Source organism: Rhizobium sp. P38BS-XIX (assembly GCF_012641435.1).
Taxonomy (GTDB): domain Bacteria; phylum Pseudomonadota; class Alphaproteobacteria; order Rhizobiales; family Rhizobiaceae; genus Rhizobium.
This window is the reverse complement of sequence record NZ_JABAIJ010000009.1, coordinates 16,506-34,625: the sequence shown is the minus strand read 5'-3', so window position 1 is coordinate 34,625 and position 18,120 is coordinate 16,506. Positions and strand designations below refer to the sequence as shown.

The 18,120-nt window shown below is 60.3% G+C and carries 15 protein-coding genes; 3 read left to right on the top strand and 12 right to left on the bottom strand.

From position 1 onward, the window contains the following. Positions 1-4: 4 nt before the first annotated feature. The 3 genes from HGP17_RS25325 to HGP17_RS25315 all read right to left on the bottom strand — a co-directional run bounded on the left by HGP17_RS25325 (position 5) and on the right by HGP17_RS25315 (position 4,841). The gene (locus tag HGP17_RS25325; RefSeq protein ID WP_168813241.1) at positions 5-493 is read right to left on the bottom strand and encodes an AAA family ATPase; all 489 of its coding nucleotides are present in this window, start codon (positions 491-493) and stop codon (positions 5-7) included. A gap of 120 nt (positions 494-613) precedes the next feature. Further along, a complete protein-coding gene (locus HGP17_RS25320; RefSeq protein ID WP_168813426.1) occupies positions 614-2,536 on the bottom strand; it encodes a DEAD/DEAH box helicase in 1,923 nt (640 codons plus the stop codon). Between the two features lie 352 nt (positions 2,537-2,888). Beyond that, positions 2,889-4,841: an acetoacetate--CoA ligase gene (locus HGP17_RS25315; protein ID WP_168813240.1), complete on the bottom strand. Its 1,953-nt coding sequence runs from the start codon at positions 4,839-4,841 to the stop codon at positions 2,889-2,891. Between the two features lie 165 nt (positions 4,842-5,006). Here HGP17_RS25315 and HGP17_RS25310 point away from each other — a divergent pair, with 165 nt between their 5' ends. Then, complete coding sequence (locus HGP17_RS25310; protein ID WP_168813239.1) at positions 5,007-6,905, top strand: AsmA family protein; 1,899 nt, start codon at positions 5,007-5,009, stop codon at positions 6,903-6,905. Positions 6,906-6,933: 28 nt separating this feature from the next. Here HGP17_RS25310 and HGP17_RS25305 read toward each other — a convergent pair whose 3' ends face one another. The 5 genes from HGP17_RS25305 to HGP17_RS25285 form a co-directional block, all read right to left on the bottom strand. Beyond that, entirely contained in the window at positions 6,934-7,749 is an 816-nt protein-coding gene (locus HGP17_RS25305) for an ABC transporter permease subunit (RefSeq protein WP_168813238.1), read from the bottom strand. A 3-nt stretch (positions 7,750-7,752) separates the two neighbouring features. Beyond that, on the bottom strand, positions 7,753-8,664 hold the full coding sequence (locus tag HGP17_RS25300; protein WP_168813237.1) for an ABC transporter permease subunit: 912 nt from the start codon (positions 8,662-8,664) through the stop codon (positions 7,753-7,755). Between the two features lie 2 nt (positions 8,665-8,666). Beyond that, positions 8,667-9,809 carry an ABC transporter ATP-binding protein gene (locus HGP17_RS25295; RefSeq protein ID WP_168813236.1) on the bottom strand — a complete coding sequence of 381 codons (1,143 nt, stop codon included), beginning with the start codon at positions 9,807-9,809 and terminating at the stop codon, positions 8,667-8,669. Further along, positions 9,809-9,949, bottom strand: coding sequence for a hypothetical protein (locus HGP17_RS25290; protein ID WP_168813235.1), 141 nt, complete (start codon positions 9,947-9,949; stop codon positions 9,809-9,811). Before HGP17_RS25290 ends, HGP17_RS25295 begins: the two co-directional genes overlap by 1 nt. A gap of 89 nt (positions 9,950-10,038) precedes the next feature. Then, a complete protein-coding gene (locus HGP17_RS25285; protein ID WP_246704223.1) occupies positions 10,039-11,127 on the bottom strand; it encodes a polyamine ABC transporter substrate-binding protein in 1,089 nt (362 codons plus the stop codon). Between the two features lie 339 nt (positions 11,128-11,466). Here HGP17_RS25285 and HGP17_RS25280 point away from each other — a divergent pair, with 339 nt between their 5' ends. Then, the gene (locus tag HGP17_RS25280) at positions 11,467-12,465 is read left to right on the top strand and encodes an aldo/keto reductase (RefSeq protein WP_168813233.1); all 999 of its coding nucleotides are present in this window, start codon (positions 11,467-11,469) and stop codon (positions 12,463-12,465) included. A 36-nt stretch (positions 12,466-12,501) separates the two neighbouring features. Here the strand turns inward: HGP17_RS25280 and HGP17_RS25275 are convergent, their stop codons facing one another. Next, on the bottom strand, positions 12,502-13,374 hold the full coding sequence (locus tag HGP17_RS25275) for a LysR family transcriptional regulator (RefSeq protein WP_168813232.1): 873 nt from the start codon (positions 13,372-13,374) through the stop codon (positions 12,502-12,504). Positions 13,375-13,463: 89 nt separating this feature from the next. Here HGP17_RS25275 and HGP17_RS25270 point away from each other — a divergent pair, with 89 nt between their 5' ends. Further along, on the top strand, positions 13,464-13,721 hold the full coding sequence (locus HGP17_RS25270; RefSeq protein ID WP_168813231.1) for a hypothetical protein: 258 nt from the start codon (positions 13,464-13,466) through the stop codon (positions 13,719-13,721). Here HGP17_RS25270 and HGP17_RS25265 read toward each other — a convergent pair. The 3 genes from HGP17_RS25265 to HGP17_RS25255 all read right to left on the bottom strand — a co-directional run bounded on the left by HGP17_RS25265 (position 13,697) and on the right by HGP17_RS25255 (position 18,035). Continuing rightward, positions 13,697-16,234, bottom strand: coding sequence for a HAMP domain-containing methyl-accepting chemotaxis protein (locus HGP17_RS25265; protein WP_168813230.1), 2,538 nt, complete (start codon positions 16,232-16,234; stop codon positions 13,697-13,699). The genes HGP17_RS25270 and HGP17_RS25265 overlap by 25 nt on opposite strands. A gap of 322 nt (positions 16,235-16,556) precedes the next feature. Further along, entirely contained in the window at positions 16,557-16,697 is a 141-nt protein-coding gene (locus HGP17_RS25260) for a hypothetical protein (RefSeq protein WP_168813229.1), read from the bottom strand. 156 nt (positions 16,698-16,853) lie between these two features. Continuing rightward, positions 16,854-18,035 carry an NAD(P)/FAD-dependent oxidoreductase gene (locus HGP17_RS25255; protein WP_168813228.1) on the bottom strand — a complete coding sequence of 394 codons (1,182 nt, stop codon included), beginning with the start codon at positions 18,033-18,035 and terminating at the stop codon, positions 16,854-16,856. Positions 18,036-18,120: the final 85 nt, after the last annotated feature.

The window sequence follows — 18,120 nt, the reverse complement described above, 5'->3', positions numbered from 1 at the left end:
CGATCTAGGCGCAGTTTTTCAAAATCGCGTCCACGACATGTTCGAGCGGCGCGGTAGCATCGATGACGATGCCCTGGCTTGGAATATCTTCCTTTGTTTCATGCAATCGCCGAATGAATTGCCGCTCGGCAGGTCTACCGCCCCATTCATCTTCCGGCCGTCCCGCAAGCCGCCGCTCCAGCGTGTCCAGATCGACGTCGAGAATGAAAACCCGATCGAACACATCGATGAAGCTGGTAAAATTTCGGGAGCCGCCGCAGAAGAATGATGCGGCATGGGCATGATCCGCCGCGAGCATTCTCACCGTCTCGACGCGCCAGATGTGATGCTCGTGGCAAGCGCCATCGAGCGGCTGGCCCGTCACGGGGTCACCCTGATAAGCCAGATCGGTATCGCCATTGATCGCATGGTAGCCGCGCCGGCGCAGTTCGCGGCAAACCGATGTCTTGCCGGTGCCGGAAACACCTTCGATCAAATAGTTTTTGACGCCCATTTCTCCCTCTCCTGCAAAAGCCCCCGCCACAAACGGGCAGGCGCTGAGGTGCGGCCCATGGCCGGTAATTTGCAGGGAGGAAGGATGTTCGCCGCACCTGTTTGAAGCGCGGCGAGCTCTTTACTCGCCCCGCGACTTCGCAGCCTTGCGCGCAGCTCTGGAATTCGGCTTGCCGCCCTGCGAGGGGCCGCCATCGCTCTTACCGAAGCCGGGCTTGCCGGGCTTTTTTGTCCAGGGTTTCTTATCAGATCGCTCGGAAACGCTGCCATCGCCGGCATGGGCCCGATCCGGCTTGCGGTCGGACTTCCACTTCGGCTTCGGGCCGTCGTTCGAACGTGGTCCCTTGTCGTTGAAAGGCTTCTTCTTGGCAAAGCCGCCGTCCCGCTTGGCCTGGAAATCCGGCATGCCGGCAAGAGGCTTCACGCGGATGCCGCGCTCAAGCGTCTTGTCCGGACCGATGGCCGCAAGGAACCGCTCGGCACCATCAGGCGCCAGCTCGACGAAGGTTTCCTCGGGCTGCATCTTGATGGCGCCGATGTCGCGCTTGGTGAGATTGCCGTTGCGGCAAAGCATGGGGATCAGCCAGCGTGGCTCGGCATTTTGCTTGCGGCCGACGGATAGCGATACCCAGACGCCGTCGGTAAAGTCATTGCGTCCCGCAGACGAACCTTCATCGCGAGGCGTGACGGGGAAATCGTCCCGCCGGGGCTTTCTACGCTCGCCTTCGGCCGGCACGTCCTGCAATTCCTCCGGCGCGGAATGGCCGGCACGATATTGCCGCAGGAATGCGGCCGCAACCTGCTCGGCGCCGTGGCGCTCCAGCAGCTGCTTGACGATCGCCTGTTCGTCCTCGGCAAGCGGGCCTGCGAAGACCGGATCGGCCAGAAGACGTTCGTCGTCCCGCTGGCTCACTTCGTCGGCGGAGGGCGGCTTGGCCCATGTGGCACTGATGCGGGCAGCTTCCAGCAGGCGCTCGGTGCGACGCCGCGCGCTGAGCGGCACGATCATGGCGCTGACGCCCTTGTTGCCGGCGCGACCGGTGCGGCCGCTGCGATGCAGCAGCGTTTCCGGATTGGTCGGCAGATCGGCATGAACCACCAGATCGAGGCCCGGCAGGTCGATACCGCGGGCGGCGACATCCGTTGCGATGCAGACGCGGGCGCGGCCGTCGCGCATGGCCTGCAGCGCGTGCGTGCGCTCGTTCTGGCTGAGTTCGCCCGAGAGAGCCACGACCGAGAAGCCGCGATTGTTGAAACGTGCGGTCAGGTGATTTACGGCGGCACGGGTCGAGCAGAAGACGATGGCGTTGCGCGCTTCATAATAGCGCAGCACGTTGATGATGGCGTTTTCCTTGTCGCTCGGCACCACGGTCAGCGCGCGGTAATCGATGTCGACATGCTGCTTGGCTTCGGAAGCAGTGGCAATGCGGACCGCATCGCGCTGATAGTTTTCGGCAAGCTTGGCAATCGAGCGCGGCACGGTCGCGGAAAACATCAGGGTACGGCGCTCGGACGGCGCGGCCTCCAGAATGAATTCCAGATCTTCACGGAAGCCGAGATCGAGCATTTCGTCGGCTTCGTCGAGGACGACGGCGCGCAGTTGCGATATGTCGAGCGAGTTGCGGCGGATATGGTCGCAAAGGCGGCCAGGCGTGCCGACGACAATATGGGCGCCGCGTTCCAGCACCCGCCGCTCGGTGCGCATGTCCATGCCGCCGACGCATGATGCGATTGTCGCACCCGTCATTGCGTAAAGCCATTCCAGTTCGCGCTGAACCTGCAGCGCCAGCTCGCGCGTCGGGGCGATCGCCAATGCCAGCGGCGCTCCGGCCGGGCCGAAACGCTCCGAGCCGTCGAGCAGGCCGGGTGCCAGCGCCAGGCCGAAGGCAACAGTCTTGCCCGAACCCGTCTGGGCGGAAACAAGAGCGTCCTTGCCGGCAAGGCCTGGATCGAGCATGGCCTTTTGTACCGGCGTCAGCGTTTCATAACCACGCTTTGCCAAAGCCTGGGCGATCGCAGGAGCGATGCCTTCGAATTCAGTCATCATCTGTCTTTCGGAATTCTTCGCGCGCCAAGAGGCGGCGATCATCGTGGTTCGCACGTCGCGAACCTCTTCTTCAAGCGTGCACATACTTGCTCGACAGGGCAATGTACAGAGCGGCGGCGTATTTGAGTGAAATCTAACGAAAAAAAGGCAGCTAAGCTTGCTGCCTTTGAAGTCATGCTGTGTCTAAACAAAGCTCGAGTCGGTGAACTTCATGTTTCGGGAACCGGGGGTGGCTCCTATCCGCTCTAGCTCATGCGAACGGTCTCAAGTTGGCTTTTACCTTTGACCAATCTTTCCTAACGCAAGGTTACCGACCGAGGGTAATGGTTTGCCCCTCAATTCTGACAGTTCAACTTTTCAGCTCTTCCAACCCGGCGAAGAGATCAAGCGCCTCGGGATTGGCGAGTGCCTCCTTGTTCTTGACGGGGCGGCCGTGAACGACCTCACGCACGGCAAGCTCGACGATCTTGCCCGATTTGGTGCGCGGAATATCGGCAACGGCGATGATCTTGGCCGGCACATGGCGTGGGGAAGCGCCCGTGCGTATGCGCGTCTTCATCGTCTTGACCAGTTCCTCACTCAACGAGGCGCCGGCCGCAAGACGCACGAAAAGCACGACACGAACATCGTCATCCCAATTCTGGCCGATGCACAGCGCCTCCAGCACCTCGGGGATCTGCTCGACCTGATTGTAGATCTCGGCCGTGCCGATGCGGACACCACCGGGGTTCAACGTAGCGTCGGAACGGCCATGGATGATCAGGCCGTCATGCTCGGTCCATTCGGCAAAATCGCCGTGGCACCAGATGTTGTCGAAACGCTCGAAGTAAGCGGCATGATATTTGGCACGGTCCGGATCGTTCCAGAACATAACCGGCATCGAGGGGAAGGCCTTGGCGCAGACGAGCTCGCCCTTTTCCCGGCGCACCGGTTTGCCATCCTCGTTCCAGACGTCGACCGCAAGGCCGAGACCCGGCCCCTGAATTTCACCGCGCCAGACCGGCTGCAGCGGATTGCCGAGCACGAAGCAGGACACGATATCCGTACCGCCCGAAATGGAGGCCAGCTGAATATCGTCCTTGATGCCTTCATAGACGAAGGTGAAACCCTCCGGAGACAATGGCGAGCCCGTTGATGTCATCAGCCGCAGGGTCGAGAGATCGTGCGAGGTCTTCGGCGTGAGGCCGCTCTTGCGGACGGCATCGATATACTTGGCCGAAGTGCCGAACAAGGCGAACTCTTCCTCCTGAGCATAATCGAACAGAATATTGCCATCGGGTGCAAAGGGTGAGCCGTCATAGAGGCAAAGCGTAGCGCCGGCGCCGAGACCGGCAACCAGCCAGTTCCACATCATCCAGCCGCAGGTCGTGAAGTAGAAGACCTTTTCTCCGGGAACGACGCCGCAATGCAGGCGATGCTCCTTGAGCAGCTGCAACAACACGCCGCCCGTCGAATGCACGATGCATTTGGGAACGCCTGTGGTGCCCGAGGAAAACAGGATGAACAGCGGATGTGAGAAAGGCACGGCGACGAATTCGACCGCCTTTGCCTCGAAGGGAGAGACGAAATCTTCAAGGGTCCGCGCATCGGGCGTTGCTGCCACAACGGCGTCGGCGCTGCCGGCGTAAGGCACAACCAGGGTGGGCGCATTCAGGCGCTTTGAAATCGCGGCAACTTTTGCGGTGACATCCTGCAGCTTGCCGCCATACCAATAGCCACTGCAAACGATGAACAGCTTCGGCTCGATCTGGCCGAAGCGATCCATGACGCCCTGCTCGCCGAAATCCGGGGAACAGGAAGACCAGATCGCACCGATAGAGGCCGCCGCAAGCATGCAGGCGATGGTCTCCGGCATGTTCGGCATCATGGCCGCCACCCGATCGCCCTTGCCGATGCCCATGCCCCGATAGGCCTGCTGCAGGCGCGATACCATCGATGCCAATCGATCCCACGACCAGCGATCGCGCACCTTGTCCTCACCCCAGAAGACCAGCGCGTCGCCCTCGCCGCTGCGTGACAACAGGTTCTCGGCGAAATTCAACTCGGCATCGGGAAAGAAGCGGGCGTCCAGCATCTGATCGCCGTTGATGAGCGCACGCTCACCGCGTTCGCCCTTCACGCCGCAGAAATCCCAGATCGCCGTCCAGAAGTTCTCACGGTCGGCAATGGACCACGCATGCAGGCCGTTAAAATCGGACATTGACAGGCCGAAGCGCCGGTTGCATTCCTGCATGAAGGCGAACATCGGGCTCTTGTGGCGAAACTCTTCGGATGGTGTCCAAAGCAGTTGCTGATCTTGCATATTTTTCCTCCCCGTTTGTCGACTTATATAGCAATGCTGCAGCGCATTATAAAATCACGGAGTCGTGGGCCTTTCCAGCGTGCAATGTTTGCATCCGCTAGACATTTCCTATATCCGGCAAGCATAGGCAGATCGTCCCTATCAGTTTGAGAGTTTCTACGGGATATGAGAGCGTCGAGAAACAAGAAGTGGTTGATGACCATGCGTTCGGCCTCGCGCTGGCTGCCTGCCGTCGCCCGAACAACCGGTGTTATTCTTCTCACCGTCCTCATCGTCTTTGCTGTCTTCAGGGCGACAGCGCCTTTCCTTATTTCGAGCAACCTGGTCCGCTCCGGCATCGAAAGGGCGCTTTCGGAATGGACGGGCTACCGCGCGCAGATAGAAGGCGATCCGACGCTGGACTTCTGGCCGACGCCGCGGGTCACCCTCAATCAGGTCACCATTCGCGAGCCGCACAAGAACGGCAAGGTGCTCGGCCATGTCGACAGTCTCTCGGCGGATTTTTCGCTGTGGTCGGCAATCCGCGGCCATGCGCGCTTTCATGAGTTCCATTTCCTGCGCCCGATCCTCTACATCCGACGCGACGAGAACGGCTTGTTCGACTGGACCAACGAGGGCCGCCTTTCCAAGGCCATCGAGCAGGCCGAAGCCACATCGGGGCAAGGCATCACGATCCGAAAAGACCAGGACGCCGATATCGGCATGCTGACCATCGAAGACGGCAGCGTCGAGATGGTGGATGAGCGCAGCGGCAACACCTACAAGATGAACGGCGTCAATGCCGATATTTCCTGGCCGCGTCTTTCGCGGCCGATGAGCGCCGTCATTCTTGCGCGCTTCAACGATCAGGACATCAAGCTGAACTTCGATTCGACGCAGCCGCTGCTGTTCTTTGCCGGCAAGAGCGTGGATGCGAAGGCGAGCTTCTCCTCGTCGCTGATCAGCTGGGCCTATGCCGGCAATGCCAGCATATCCGACCTATCGACGCTTTCCGGCAATCTGCAGCTCAACGTTCCGAACGTGCCGTCCTTCCTGGCCTGGAGCGGCCAACGGTTGCCAGCGGCCGATACGCTCAAGAACGTCTCGCTCAATGCCGATGTCGCCGCCATCGAGCACGGCGTGCGCTTCGACAATCTCAGTTTCAAGGTCAACGATTCCGCCGCTTCCGGCGTCATGGACCTGACCTATACGGCCGCTGGCAAGCCGAAGTTTTCCGGCACGCTCGCCTTTGACCAGATGAACCTCAATCCGTTCCTGGCGGCCTTCTCCATGCGTCTGGCCGCCGAAACAGCGATCAACGCCCTGCTGAACGGAAATCCGCTGCAACGCCTCGATCTCGATCTGCGGCTGTCATCCAACAAGGCAGCGCTCGGCCCGTTCCAGTTCGACAATATCGGCGCGAGCCTGCTTGTGGCGGGCGGCAAGGCCAAGTTCGATATCGGCGACAGCGGCTTCGAGAGCGGCTCACTGACGGCGCATCTCGAGGTCGCTCCGGGGGACTTCGATGGTGGCGGCAAATTGCAGATTTCGATCCGCAATGCCGATTTCGGCGGCCTGTTTGCCCGCCTGAAACTGCCTGGACCGCTGCCGCTGACTTCGAGCGGCTCCCTGGATCTCTCCCTCAGCACCACAAGGCCAATCTGGGTGGCCACCTTGAGCGACGTTGCCGGGCAGATGCATTTCAGATCTGCGGCAGGCTCTTTCCGCCAGTTCGATATCTCGACCTTCCGCTCGCAGGCTGCCGAGAAGGCCTTTTTCCGGATGAGCGATATCGGCGACGCGGCATTCGATTTCGACAGCATCAATGTCGATGCGACCTTCGCCAAAGGCTCTGCCGAAGTGCAAAACGCGACCATCGCCGGCCGCAACGAAACCATTACGCTGAACGGCGTCGTTCCCTTCCGGACGAACGGTCTGGCACTGTCCGGAGCGATCGAGGCGACATCGCCGTCCGACGCGGACGAGCTGCCGATGCTGCCGTTCTTCCTTGGCGGCAGCTGGCCTAATCCCGTCGTCTCACCGGTCACGACCCTGCTGCAGAAGCCGCAGCCCGTCCAGCAGTAATCATGACCGCCTGAGCGACCGATGCGCGTCAGGCAGCAGCCGCCGCATGCTCGTCGCGTTGCCGCTGCACTTCACGGCGTTTCGTGACGATCGAGGCGCAGATTACACCGAAGGCGACGACGCCGATCAGGATGGTGCAGATGGCATTGATTTCCGGCGTCACGCCGAGCTTCACCTGGCTGTAGATTAGCATTGGCAGTGTCTTGGCGCCAGCACCAGAGGCAAAGGTTGCAATCACCAGATCGTCGAGCGATAAGGTCAGAGCCAGCACCCAGCCCGAGAAGACGGCCGGCGCGATGATCGGCAAGGTGACCTCGAAGAACGTGCGCACCGGCGGCGCGCCGAGATCCATCGCCGCCTCCTCGATCGAACGATCGAAGGTCAGGAGCCGAGACTGCACGACGACTGCGACGAAGCACATGGTCAGCGTCGTGTGCGCCATGACGATCGTCCAGAAGCCACGGTCGACGCCCGATGTGACGAAGAGCAACAGCAGCGACAGGCCGGTGATGACGTCAGGCATTACGAGCGGCGCATAGATCATGCCCGAAAACAGGATGCGGCCGCGAAAGCGCGTGTAACGCACGAGCGTGATTGCCGCGAAGGTGCCGAGCACGGTCGCGATCGTCGCCGAGAGCAGCGCGATGCGCACCGTCAGCCATGCGGCGCTCAGCATCGTATCGTTGCTGAACAGATGCACGTACCATTGCGTCGAAAACCCACCCCAGACGGTGACCAGGCGCGAGCTGTTGAAGGAATAGATCACCAGCAGCAGGATCGGCAGATAGAGGAAGGCCAGACCGAGGGTGACGGAGACGATGTTGAAGCGGGACCAGCGGATCATGGACTATCTCCCCTTCTCGTCTGCTTTGGCCTGGAAATGCTGGAAGAATACGATGGGCACCACCAGCACCAGAAGCAGGATGGTCGCCACCGCCGAGGCCAGCGGCCAGTCGGTGTTGCTATAGAATTCGGTCCAGAGCACCTTGCCGATCATCAGCGTCTCCGAACCGCCGAGCAGATCGGGAATGACGAATTCGCCGACCGCCGGAATGAACACCAGCATGCAGCCCGCGATGACGCCCGGGATGGAGAGCGGAAAGGTAACGCGCCAGAACGCGCCGATCTGCGTGCAGCCAAGATCCTGAGCCGCCTCGATCAGCGTGCCGTCCATCTTCTCGAGCGACGAGTAGAGCGGCAGCACCATGAAAGGCAGGTAAGAATAGACCATGCCGATATAGACGGCGGTGTTGGTATTCAGGATAACGAGCGGCTGATGAATGATGCCAAGCCCCATCAGAAGCTGGTTCAGGAGGCCGGTCGTGCTGAGGATCGACATCCAGGAATAGACGCGGATCAGGAAGCTCGTCCAGAACGGCAGGATGACCAGCATCAACAACGTCGGCCGGATCGTGCGCGGGGCCTGCGCCATGCCATAGGCGATCGGATAGGCGATAATCAGGGTCAGCAGCGTCGAGATACCGGCGATCTGAAGGCTCTGTATGTAAGCGTTCATATAGAGCGGATCGCCGGTCAGCCATACGTAGTTGTCGAACGACATGGCTTGCAGTTTGTCCCACCAGTCGCCGAAGCTGTCCGTCCAGTTGAAGGACGGGTCGTAGGGCGGGACCGACAGCGCCTTCGTCGACAGCGAGATGCGGAAGACGATGAGGAACGGTGCAAGGAAAAAGATCAGCAGCCAAGCATAGGGAACGATGATGACAAGGCGCTGATAGATGGAGGAACCGAGCGCTCTCATGATCAGTCCTTCAACAACACGCCGGCATTCTCGTCGAAGGAGACCCAGACGTTCTGGTCATAGGCGAAGGGTTCTTCGACGGCACGAACCGCATTCAACGACGAGGCCTTGAGGACCTTCCCGCTCTTCAGCTTTACGTGGAAGACGGTCATGTCACCAAGATAGGCGATATCCCAGATTTCACCCTCGGCCGCGTTGACTGACGCGTTGGCGGGCGGGCGCGGCGATACTCTCAGCTTCTCCGGCCGGATGGCGAGGCTGGCGCGACTGCCGGTGGACGGCGTATCGCTGGAGGCGGTGCGCAGCGTCAGATCGGGATCGACGGATATTTCCACGATGCCCGATTGCGCCGACGTCACGTTGCCGTCGAGGATATTCACATCACCGATAAAATCGGCAACGAAGCGGCAGTTGGGCGCCTCGTAGATTTCCGCAGGCGTTGCCACCTGCACCACCTTGCCGTGGCTCATGACCGCGATGCGGTCGGCCATCGTCATTGCCTCTTCCTGATCGTGGGTGACGACGACGAAGGTCAACCCCAAGCTCTGCTGCAAGTCCATCAGTTCGAATTGCGTCTCCTCACGCAGCTTCTTGTCGAGCGCGCCAAGGGGTTCGTCGAGCAGCAGCACCTTCGGGCGCTTGGCAAGAGAGCGAGCGAGGGCCACACGCTGGCGCTGGCCGCCGGAGAGCTGATTGGGCTTGCGCTTGGCGAACTGCTCGAGTTTCACGAGCTTCAGCATCTGCGCGACGCGATCGTCGATCTCGGCTTTCGGCATGCCGTCCTGGCGCAGACCGAACGCGATGTTCTTTTCCACCGACATGTGCGGAAACAGCGCGTAAGACTGGAACATCATGTTGACAGGCCGGCGATAGGGCGGCGTGCCCGCAAGGTTCTGGCCATCGAGGATGATTTCGCCGGTCGTCGGCTGCTCGAAGCCCGCGAGCATGCGCAGCAAGGTGGACTTGCCGCAGCCGGAAGCGCCCAGCAGAGCAAAGAATTCACGGTTGTAGATATCGAGGGAGAGATTGTCGACGGCGGTGAAATCACCGAACTTCTTCGTAACGTTCTTGAAGGAAATGTACGGCTTGGCCGAGGGATCGGTCCAAGGAGCAAAGGAACGCCGGATATTACCGAGTGACTTCATCATCTATCCCCAAATGGATGCCCTTTCGGGCTTTCCCCGAGCATTGCCGCTTTTCGTTGAAACGCCCAATGCCCCATCTTTTTATTGATTTCCGCGTTCGGAGCGAAACCGCGCAGCAGCTTTTCCGGAAACGCAGTCACGGCGGGGTTTCCCTTCGCCGCAGTCTCATAGTTCTCAAGCCCATCCTCTTAAGGAAAGGCCCGGACGTTGCCGTCCGGGCCGCTTCGAATTATTGGCCGGTGGTGACCTTTGTCCACAGCCGCGTTGCCACGCGCTGCGTTTTCGCGTCCCACGGGGTCAGCGTGAACAGCTTCTCACGCACCGCATCGGTCGGATAGACGGCCGGATCATCGAGCACGTCCTTGCTCACGAACTGCTGTGACGCCTTGTTGCCGTTGGCATAGGTCGTGGAATCGCTCGCCTTGGCGATGACTTCCGGCCTCATGATGTAGTTGAGGAAAATATGCGCCGCCTCGACATGCGGCGCATCGGCCGGGATCGCCATGACGTCGAACCACATCTGCGCGCCCTTGGTCGGGATCGAATAGCCGATGTTGACGCCGTTCTTGGCTTCGGCCGCACGATTGCGGGCCTGCAGCACGTCGCCGGAATAGCCGAAGGCGATGCAGATATCGCCGTTGGCGAGCGCATTGATGTATTCCGAGGAGTGGAACTTGCGGACGAAAGGCCGGATCGAGGTCAACAGCTCCTCGGCCTTCTTGAAATCTTCCGGCTTGGTCGAATTCGGATCGAGGCCGAGATAACGCAAGGCCGCGGGAATGACGTCCGTCGCGGAATCGAGCATGTAGATGCCGCAGTCCTTGAACTTGGCGGCGAGCTTGGGATCGAAGATGACATCGATATCCGGCGCCGCGTCGGTGCCGAGGATCTGCTTCACCTTGTCGACATTATAGCCGACGCCGCTCGTACCCCACATATAGTCGATGGCGTACTGGTTGCCGGGGTCGTAGGTGGCGATGCGCTGCTGCACCGTGTCCCACATGTTGGAGAGGTTCGGCAGCTTGGACTTGTCGAGCTTCTGGAAGACGCCGGCCTTGATCTGGCGTTGCAGGAAGTAGGCCGTTGGCACGACGACGTCATAGCCGGTCTTGCCCGCGAGCAGCTTCGTTTCCAACGTCTCGTTCTGATCGAACGTGTCGTAGACAACCTTGATGCCGGTTTCCTTGGTGAAATCGTCCAGGATCGAATTATCGATATAATCCGACCAGTTGTAGATATTGACGACCTTGTCTTCAGCCTGAGCGACTGTCGCCAGCGAAACGACCGCAAAAGCCGTTGCTGCAAGCCGTGCGAACATGGACTTCATAGTCTCTCCTGTTTTGTTCACGGGTATCCAGGCGACACCCAACCCTCTGTTTTTCCCGTTAGACTAGAAAGGAAATCGGAAGGCGACAAGGGAAAAAGCAAGGCAAGATGAGCTTTGGCTATTTTACCCGCAGAGCATCGATGCGCTGCCGGAGGCTCCCCGCAGAGAGACCATGACCCGAGCACGCGATTGTGAACTCAAGGTCCGCTTCATGCGTGAATGCGCAAAGCGGCTTTGCTAACATCGGGCAGCTCTACCTTGCGAACATTCTCAATCTGGTTCGCCATCCTGCCCAGCGGGCAAACTCAAACCCATCACCGGGGACTCATCATGCAGTATCAAAAATTCGGCAATACCGGTCTCAGCGTCTCGCGCCTGTGTCTGGGCACGATGACGTTCGGTCTGCAGATCGAACAGGAAAACGTGGCGCATGCCATTCTCGACAAGGCGGCCGATGCCGGCGTCAACTTCATCGACACGGCTGACGTCTATCCGCTGGGCGGTGGCGAGCAGCTTGCCGGCCGCACCGAGGAAATCGTCGGCGGCTGGCTGAAGGGCAAGCGCGATCGCTTCATCGTCGCGACCAAGGCCGTCGGAAAGGTCGGTCCGTCGCCATGGGATCAGGGTGCATCGCGCAAGCACCTTCTCGACGCCATCGACGCATCGCTGCGGCGCCTGGGCACCGATTACGTCGACCTCTACCAGCTGCATTCGGACGATCGGGAAACGCCGATCGACGAGACGCTGGAAGCACTCGACATCATCGTGCGCTCGGGCAAGGCCCGCTATGTCGGCGTGTCGAACTTCCTGGCTTACCGGCTGGCGCTGGCGCTCGGCCGCGCGGATTTCCTGCGGACCGCCCGCTTCGTTTCCGTGCAGCCGCGCTACAATCTTTTGTTTCGCCAAATCGAACGCGAACTGCTGCCGCTTGCGGAAGAGCAGCGTATCGCCGTCATCCCCTACAATCCGATTGCGGGCGGCCTGCTCACAGGCAAGCACAAGCACGATGTGGCGCCGACCGAGGGTCGCTTCAGCGCCCAGCTGCGCGGCGCCGGCACCAACTACCTTCAGCGCTATTGGCACGAACGGGAATTCGCGACGGTCGAAAAACTGCGCGGCATTGCCGCCGAAGCCGGCGAGCCGCTTATCAAGCTAGCCGTTGCCTGGGTGGCAGCCAATCCGGTCATCACATCGGCCATCATTGGCGCGAGCCGCCCCGAGCAGCTGACCGACACGCTCGCCGCCATCGACTACAAGCTCGATCCTGAGCTGAAAGCCAGGCTGGACGACGCTACCGTCGAATACCGCTGGGGCGACGCACCACGTTGAGCAGACACAAACCGGCGGCAGATCGCCGTCGGTTTCTCAAGCGTAGGTCGGGCGCTTGCCGGCAAACAGGTCCGCATGGCTTTTCAGCAGCCGCGTCATACGGTCGACCACCGTGCGGATTTCGCTGCGGTGACGATCGGCATTGTTCATGACGATCCATTGCCGATGCCGCAGCTCGGCAATTTCCTCGCCGACGCGCTCCAGCCGGGGCTCCTGGTCGCCGACGAAACACGGCAGGACGGCAATACCCGATCCGGCCAACACCAGATCGTGAAGCGAACGCGGGCGGCTGACGGTAAACGCAATCTCGTCCCGCCGGTTCTGGTGCGGCCAACGCAGATAGGCTGAGATCGCCTCGTCTTCCGCCACCGCGATCCAGCGCTGCGGTCCGGCAAAGCGCATGTTGCGGGCCTGATAGGCAGCGTAGGCAACATCGCCGGTCTTGATCGCGGCGAGATTGACTTCCTCCGGCTCGAAAGCGCGGATGCCTATATCGCTCTCGCGATGGGCAAGACTGGCGCGGCGCTCACCCAGATGCAGGTCGATCCGAAAAGGATCGCGTTGCGAACAGATCGTCGGCATGTTCTGGCTCAGCAGCCATCCAACCCATGTCCCGGCTGCGATGCGTACGACGGACATGCCCTGAGCATCGCGCTGCCAGCTATCGACCTTGCGGGCGGCCGCCTCCATCTCCAGCAGCTGGTCGAACAAGGCCTGACCGTCACCCGTCAACGCATATCCGGTCTGGCTGCGCTCGAACAGAAGGCGACCGATCTGTCCCTCCAGATCGAGCATGCGTCGACCGATCGTCGCGGGGCTGAGGCCACTCGAACCGACTGCGCCGGTAAGCCCACCGCCCCGGGCGACATCGAGAAAAAGCTGATAGGCATCCCAAGTAATGTTTTTCATAATTGAAAAACATAGGGCGAAAACGGCTGTTTATAAAGAAAATTCGGATGCGTAATTAAAGGGATGCCTCAAACCTATGGAGACATCTCATGATGGAAAGTTTCGCTTTGGCCAAGGCCATCGAATTGCAGAACCGTGCCCGCGAAGAAGAGTGGCGCCGCAACGAAGATCTATTCTATATCGACAATGCGCGAGATCCCTCGCCCTTGCTTGTCTGGCTCCTGCGAATGTTGGCAGCCATGCGCGGCCATGGCACGGCAACGAAAAAGGCGGACCGGCTGGAAACCAGCCAATCCGCCTGTGATCGCAAGGATTGTTTTCCTCAGGCCGCCTGTTCGCGGATGTAGCTGACGTTGTGTCCGGCCTCGATCTTGAACTGCTGGATCAGATGCAACAGGGCATCGGCTTCGCTGGCCAGCTCGCGGCTGGCCGCCGTGGTCTCTTCCACCATGCCGGCATTCTGCTGGGTCATCTGGTCCATGTGGTTCACAGAAGCGTTGACCTCCTGCAGCGCGCTTGCCTGATCGTGGCTGGCGCGAGCGATCATTTCGACATGCTGGCTGATCGTGACAATCTGGCTGCTGATCTGCGCGAGGACCGAACCGGCCTCCTGAACGAACTGCGAGCCGGAATTGACCTCCTGCGTCGACTTGTTGATCAAGCCCTTGATCTCCTTGGCGGCAGCGGCCGAGCGCTGTGCAAGCTCGCGCACTTCCATGGCGACGACGGCGAAGCCCTTGCCCGCCTCCCCGGCGCGTGCGGCTTCGATACCGGCATTGAGGGCGAGGAGATTGGTCTGGAAGGCGATCTCGTCGATAACGCCGATGATCTGCTCGATCTTGCGCGAGGCATCCTCGATGCGCGTCATGGCGTCGATGGCATTGCCAACGACGACAGAGCTGTCATCGGCGCTGCGCTTGGCTTCGCGCACGATGGCGTCCGCATCCTTGGCACGCTCGGCCGACGAGCGCACGGTAACGGTGATCTCGTCGACGGCTGCGGCGGTCTGCTCGAGCGATGCCGCCTGCTGCTCGGTGCGCTTTGAGAGATCCTCGGCGGAGGCGGCCATCTGGCTGCCGTTGCTCTGGATCATCACGACGTTGCCGCGCACCTGGCTCAGCGTTTCCTGCAGGCGGGACAGCGAGCTGTTGAAGTCCTGCCGGAGCTGTTCGAGGCGGCCGATGAAGGGCGTCTCGATGGTCGCCGAGATATCGCCCTGAGCGAGACGCTCGAGGCCGGCTGCAAGCTCGCTGACTGCAAAGTCGATCTGGCGATCGAGCTCGCGCTTCTCGGCGTCATTGCGCTGGCGCTCGTGCTCGGCGGCAGCGCGCTCTTCGTCGCTCTGTTCCTCGATGCGGATTTTCGAGATCGCGTTTTCCTTGAAGATGCCGAGCGCACGCGCCATGTCGCCGATTTCGTCATGACGCTGCTCGCCGGAGATCGCGGTTTCGAGCCTGCCGTCGGCAATGCGGCGCATGGCGGCGGTGATCTGGCCGATCGGGCGCTGCAGGGTCAGGACCAGCGCGATACCGCCGGCAACCGAAAGAATGATGCCGAGAGCGGTTGCAAGGATCGAGATGTAGTTTGCCTGGTTGCGTTCCGTACCGGCGCTCTGCTTCTGCGTCTCGGCAAAGGCCGTGAGCTGACCCCAGACCTGATCGAGCTGCTGGCGCGCACCTGCATAATCGGCAATCCGCTGTGTAATGGTATCGACGAGCTTGCCGCCGGCGTCATCCATCGACTTGATTGCCGGACGGATGGCCGCATCGATATCAGTGGCGAAGTCCATGCTCTTGGCGCTCTGGTTCAGCGTATCGATATCGCCCGCGAGCTTGGAGATTTCCTGGCGAAGACGAACGAGGTTGTCCTTGTTCGTGTTGGCGTTGAAATCGGCAAGGACGAGCTGCAGCGAATACACCGAGTCTTCCAGGCGGCGCGTATCCTGCAGAACGGAGTTCGTCTGCGCGACGCGGGCATCGAGCGACACGAAGGTCGTGGTCGCCTGGCGCATCATCTGCGTGGCGGTCAGCTGCGTATAGGTCGACGTCTGACGGAAGCGCGACAGAAGGCGGCCGATATTGGTGATGGTGTCATCGGTCGGCGCATCGTTGCTCTCGGTAAAGACGGTCAGATCCTTGATGGTGCTGACCAGCGACTGGACCACGCTTTTCTGGTTTTGGGGAAGCGCCAGATCGATGGATCGCTGCGCCTTGTTGAGATCGGGTATGCGATCCTTGAGCAGCTTGAGCTTGTCGGCAGGCGTTGCGGCCTTGCTGAAATCTTCGGCGACGGCAACGAGCAGGTCGCCGCCCTTCAACAGTCGGTCGGCGGAGCGCAGCGTCGAAGTGGCATCGGCCTGATCCTGACGCATCTGGTCTTCCAGCTGCTGGCTGTTGAAATCGACATTGAAGCGGGCGCTGATCAGCGCTCTCTGCGCATCGTCGATCACCTTGCGAAAGCCAAGCTCCTGATCGTGCAGCGTCCACAATCTGCCGACGAGAGTGGAGAGATCAGCGGTCTTCGATGCCGCGTCGGTCAGATTGTCGCGACCTTCTGCATCCTTGCCAAGCTGGCCGAGCGTTGCCGTCAGCAGCTGCTGCTGCGACTTGATGTCTTCGTAGAGCTTGTCGCGCTGCTGCGCGTTGGTGATGCGCAGGAAGTCGTCCATCGAACCGTAGAGATTCTTGAAGCCCGTCAGCGATTGCAGCACGCTGTTGGAAATTTCCATGCGTCCCTGCAGGAGGCCGGATGCGTAGAGCCCGGTAAGACCGACCGCGGAAATGCTGATGACGAACGGAAGGACGAATATGAGAACCTTCGTCTTGATCTTGAAACGCGACAGTATCTTATCAATGAACATAGTGGCTCAAACCTCTCACACACCGCTCCCCGTCGACGCCGCCAAGGCGTTGACCGGATGTATAACCATCGTTCTTGAAATATTCGCAGACGGGATTCCCGAGTATTCTCGGCAAGCAATCATTGCTTTGGCTCCAGCATATGGCGGAGCGTCCCAATAAATCGTCAGGAAGTGTGGGTCTGATTAATTAATATTCAGATAAGGCAGTGGTGCGGCGCGCAAGATACAATCAAACGCTGAAAAAGCGCGCGGCAAGAACCTGTTTACGCGCATCGCGGCGAGCCGCCGTCGGCCGACGGCTCGGACGTCTAAAAGCGAGATGTCAGTAGCGTGTCAAAAGAAGAGCGATGCAAGCGGCGGTCACGCCTGTGGCGAGCATCAGAAGCTTTACGGCCAAGAGCTTGGCATTGTCCTGGGTCTGGGCGATTGCAATGGCGCGAGCGCGACGCTGTGTTCTGTTCATGAGTATATTCCCATTTTCGCACTGACACGATAACCGGCAAATGGTCTTTAAGGCAACTGTCAATGTATCCAGCAAAGATGTAGGAAAGGAAAACGCGAGAACCAGAGGCGAGTTCCATTTTCGCGCACATCACACAAACAGTTGAAACCGGATGGTTTATGCAGCCTCGCCGGCGACATGGCCGGATGCCCATGCCCATTGAAAATTATAGCCGCCGAGCCAACCGGTCACATCGACGCATTCGCCGATAAAGAAGAGACCGGGGACTGTTTTCACCTGCATCGTCCTTGAATCGAGGCAGGCTGTGTCGACGCCGCCGAGCGTGACTTCGGCTGTGCGGTAACCTTCGGAACCGGATGGCTTGACGGGCCAGGACTGGATGGCGGCGGCAAGCTGCTGCAGGCGCTTGTCGGACTGATCGGCCAGATTGCCCGTCAAGCCCTCGTTCTCGACGATATATTGCGCCAGCCTTTTCGGCAGAATTTCAGCAAGGACCGTTTGGGCCGACTGGCGGCCGTTGGTCTGCTTTGCCTGCTTGAGACGCGCCACTATGTCGGCATCCGGCTCGATCGAGAGAGTGATCTCCTCGCCCTCCCGCCAATAAGAAGAGATCTGCAGGATGGCAGGGCCGCTGAGACCGCGATGGGTGAAAAGCAGCGCCTCACGGAAGGACGTCTTGCCGCTGCGGATTTCAGCGGGTGCGGCGATACCGGAAAGCGGCGCAAGACGCTGCAGCAGTTGCGGATCGAGCGTCAAGGGAACCAAGCCGGGCCGCGTCTCGATGAGCGGCAGCCCGAATTGTTCGGCAACGCGATAGGCAAAGCCGGTGGCTCCCATCTTCGGGATCGACTTGCCGCCGGTTGCGACAACCAGAGACGAGGCCTCGAAAACGCCTTCGGATGTGCTGATGCGATAGCCGCCTGCTGCCTGCTCAACGCTGGCTACTTCCGTCCTCAACCATAGCTCCGCGCCCGCCGCCCGCATCTCGTCGGTCAACATGCGAATGATATCTTTGGCGCTGTTGTCGCAGAAAAGCTGACCGAGCGTCTTCTCGTGCCAGACTATGCCGTGCGCCTCGACCATGCCGAGAAAGTCTCTGGGCGTGAAACGCGCCAGGGCCGATTTGGCAAAATGCGGGTTGGCCGACAGGAAGTTTTTCGGCGCGGCATGGATGTTGGTGAAATTGCAGCGCCCGCCGCCGGAGATGCGGATCTTCTCGCCTGGTGCCGCGGCGTGATCGAGAACGGCGACGGAGCGCCCTCGCTGCCCGGCCCGCACGGCGCACATCATCCCAGCAGCGCCGGCGCCAAGAACGACCACATCATATCTGCCGACCACGCCTCGAACCCCTTGTCATTCACGTCTATTTATTGCCGATTTTTCCATCATACGGCGAAAGTCCGAGCGGTTTTCCCCCTCGCCA

Coding starts and splice junctions, on each gene's coding strand:
- HGP17_RS25305 (WP_168813238.1), bottom strand. CDS start 7,749: ATGATCCGCTGGTCCCGCTTCAACATCGTCTCCGTCACCCTCGGTCTG.
- HGP17_RS25310 (WP_168813239.1), top strand. CDS start 5,007: ATGAGAGCGTCGAGAAACAAGAAGTGGTTGATGACCATGCGTTCGGCC.
- HGP17_RS25325 (WP_168813241.1), bottom strand. CDS start 493: ATGGGCGTCAAAAACTATTTGATCGAAGGTGTTTCCGGCACCGGCAAG.
- HGP17_RS25295 (WP_168813236.1), bottom strand. CDS start 9,809: ATGAAGTCACTCGGTAATATCCGGCGTTCCTTTGCTCCTTGGACCGAT.
- HGP17_RS25300 (WP_168813237.1), bottom strand. CDS start 8,664: ATGAGAGCGCTCGGTTCCTCCATCTATCAGCGCCTTGTCATCATCGTT.
- HGP17_RS25265 (WP_168813230.1), bottom strand. CDS start 16,234: ATGTTCATTGATAAGATACTGTCGCGTTTCAAGATCAAGACGAAGGTT.
- HGP17_RS25320 (WP_168813426.1), bottom strand. CDS start 2,536: ATGACTGAATTCGAAGGCATCGCTCCTGCGATCGCCCAGGCTTTGGCA.
- HGP17_RS25285 (WP_246704223.1), bottom strand. CDS start 11,127: ATGTTCGCACGGCTTGCAGCAACGGCTTTTGCGGTCGTTTCGCTGGCG.
- HGP17_RS25270 (WP_168813231.1), top strand. CDS start 13,464: ATGATGGAAAGTTTCGCTTTGGCCAAGGCCATCGAATTGCAGAACCGT.
- HGP17_RS25315 (WP_168813240.1), bottom strand. CDS start 4,841: ATGCAAGATCAGCAACTGCTTTGGACACCATCCGAAGAGTTTCGCCAC.
- HGP17_RS25275 (WP_168813232.1), bottom strand. CDS start 13,374: ATGAAAAACATTACTTGGGATGCCTATCAGCTTTTTCTCGATGTCGCC.
- HGP17_RS25280 (WP_168813233.1), top strand. CDS start 11,467: ATGCAGTATCAAAAATTCGGCAATACCGGTCTCAGCGTCTCGCGCCTG.
- HGP17_RS25260 (WP_168813229.1), bottom strand. CDS start 16,697: ATGAACAGAACACAGCGTCGCGCTCGCGCCATTGCAATCGCCCAGACC.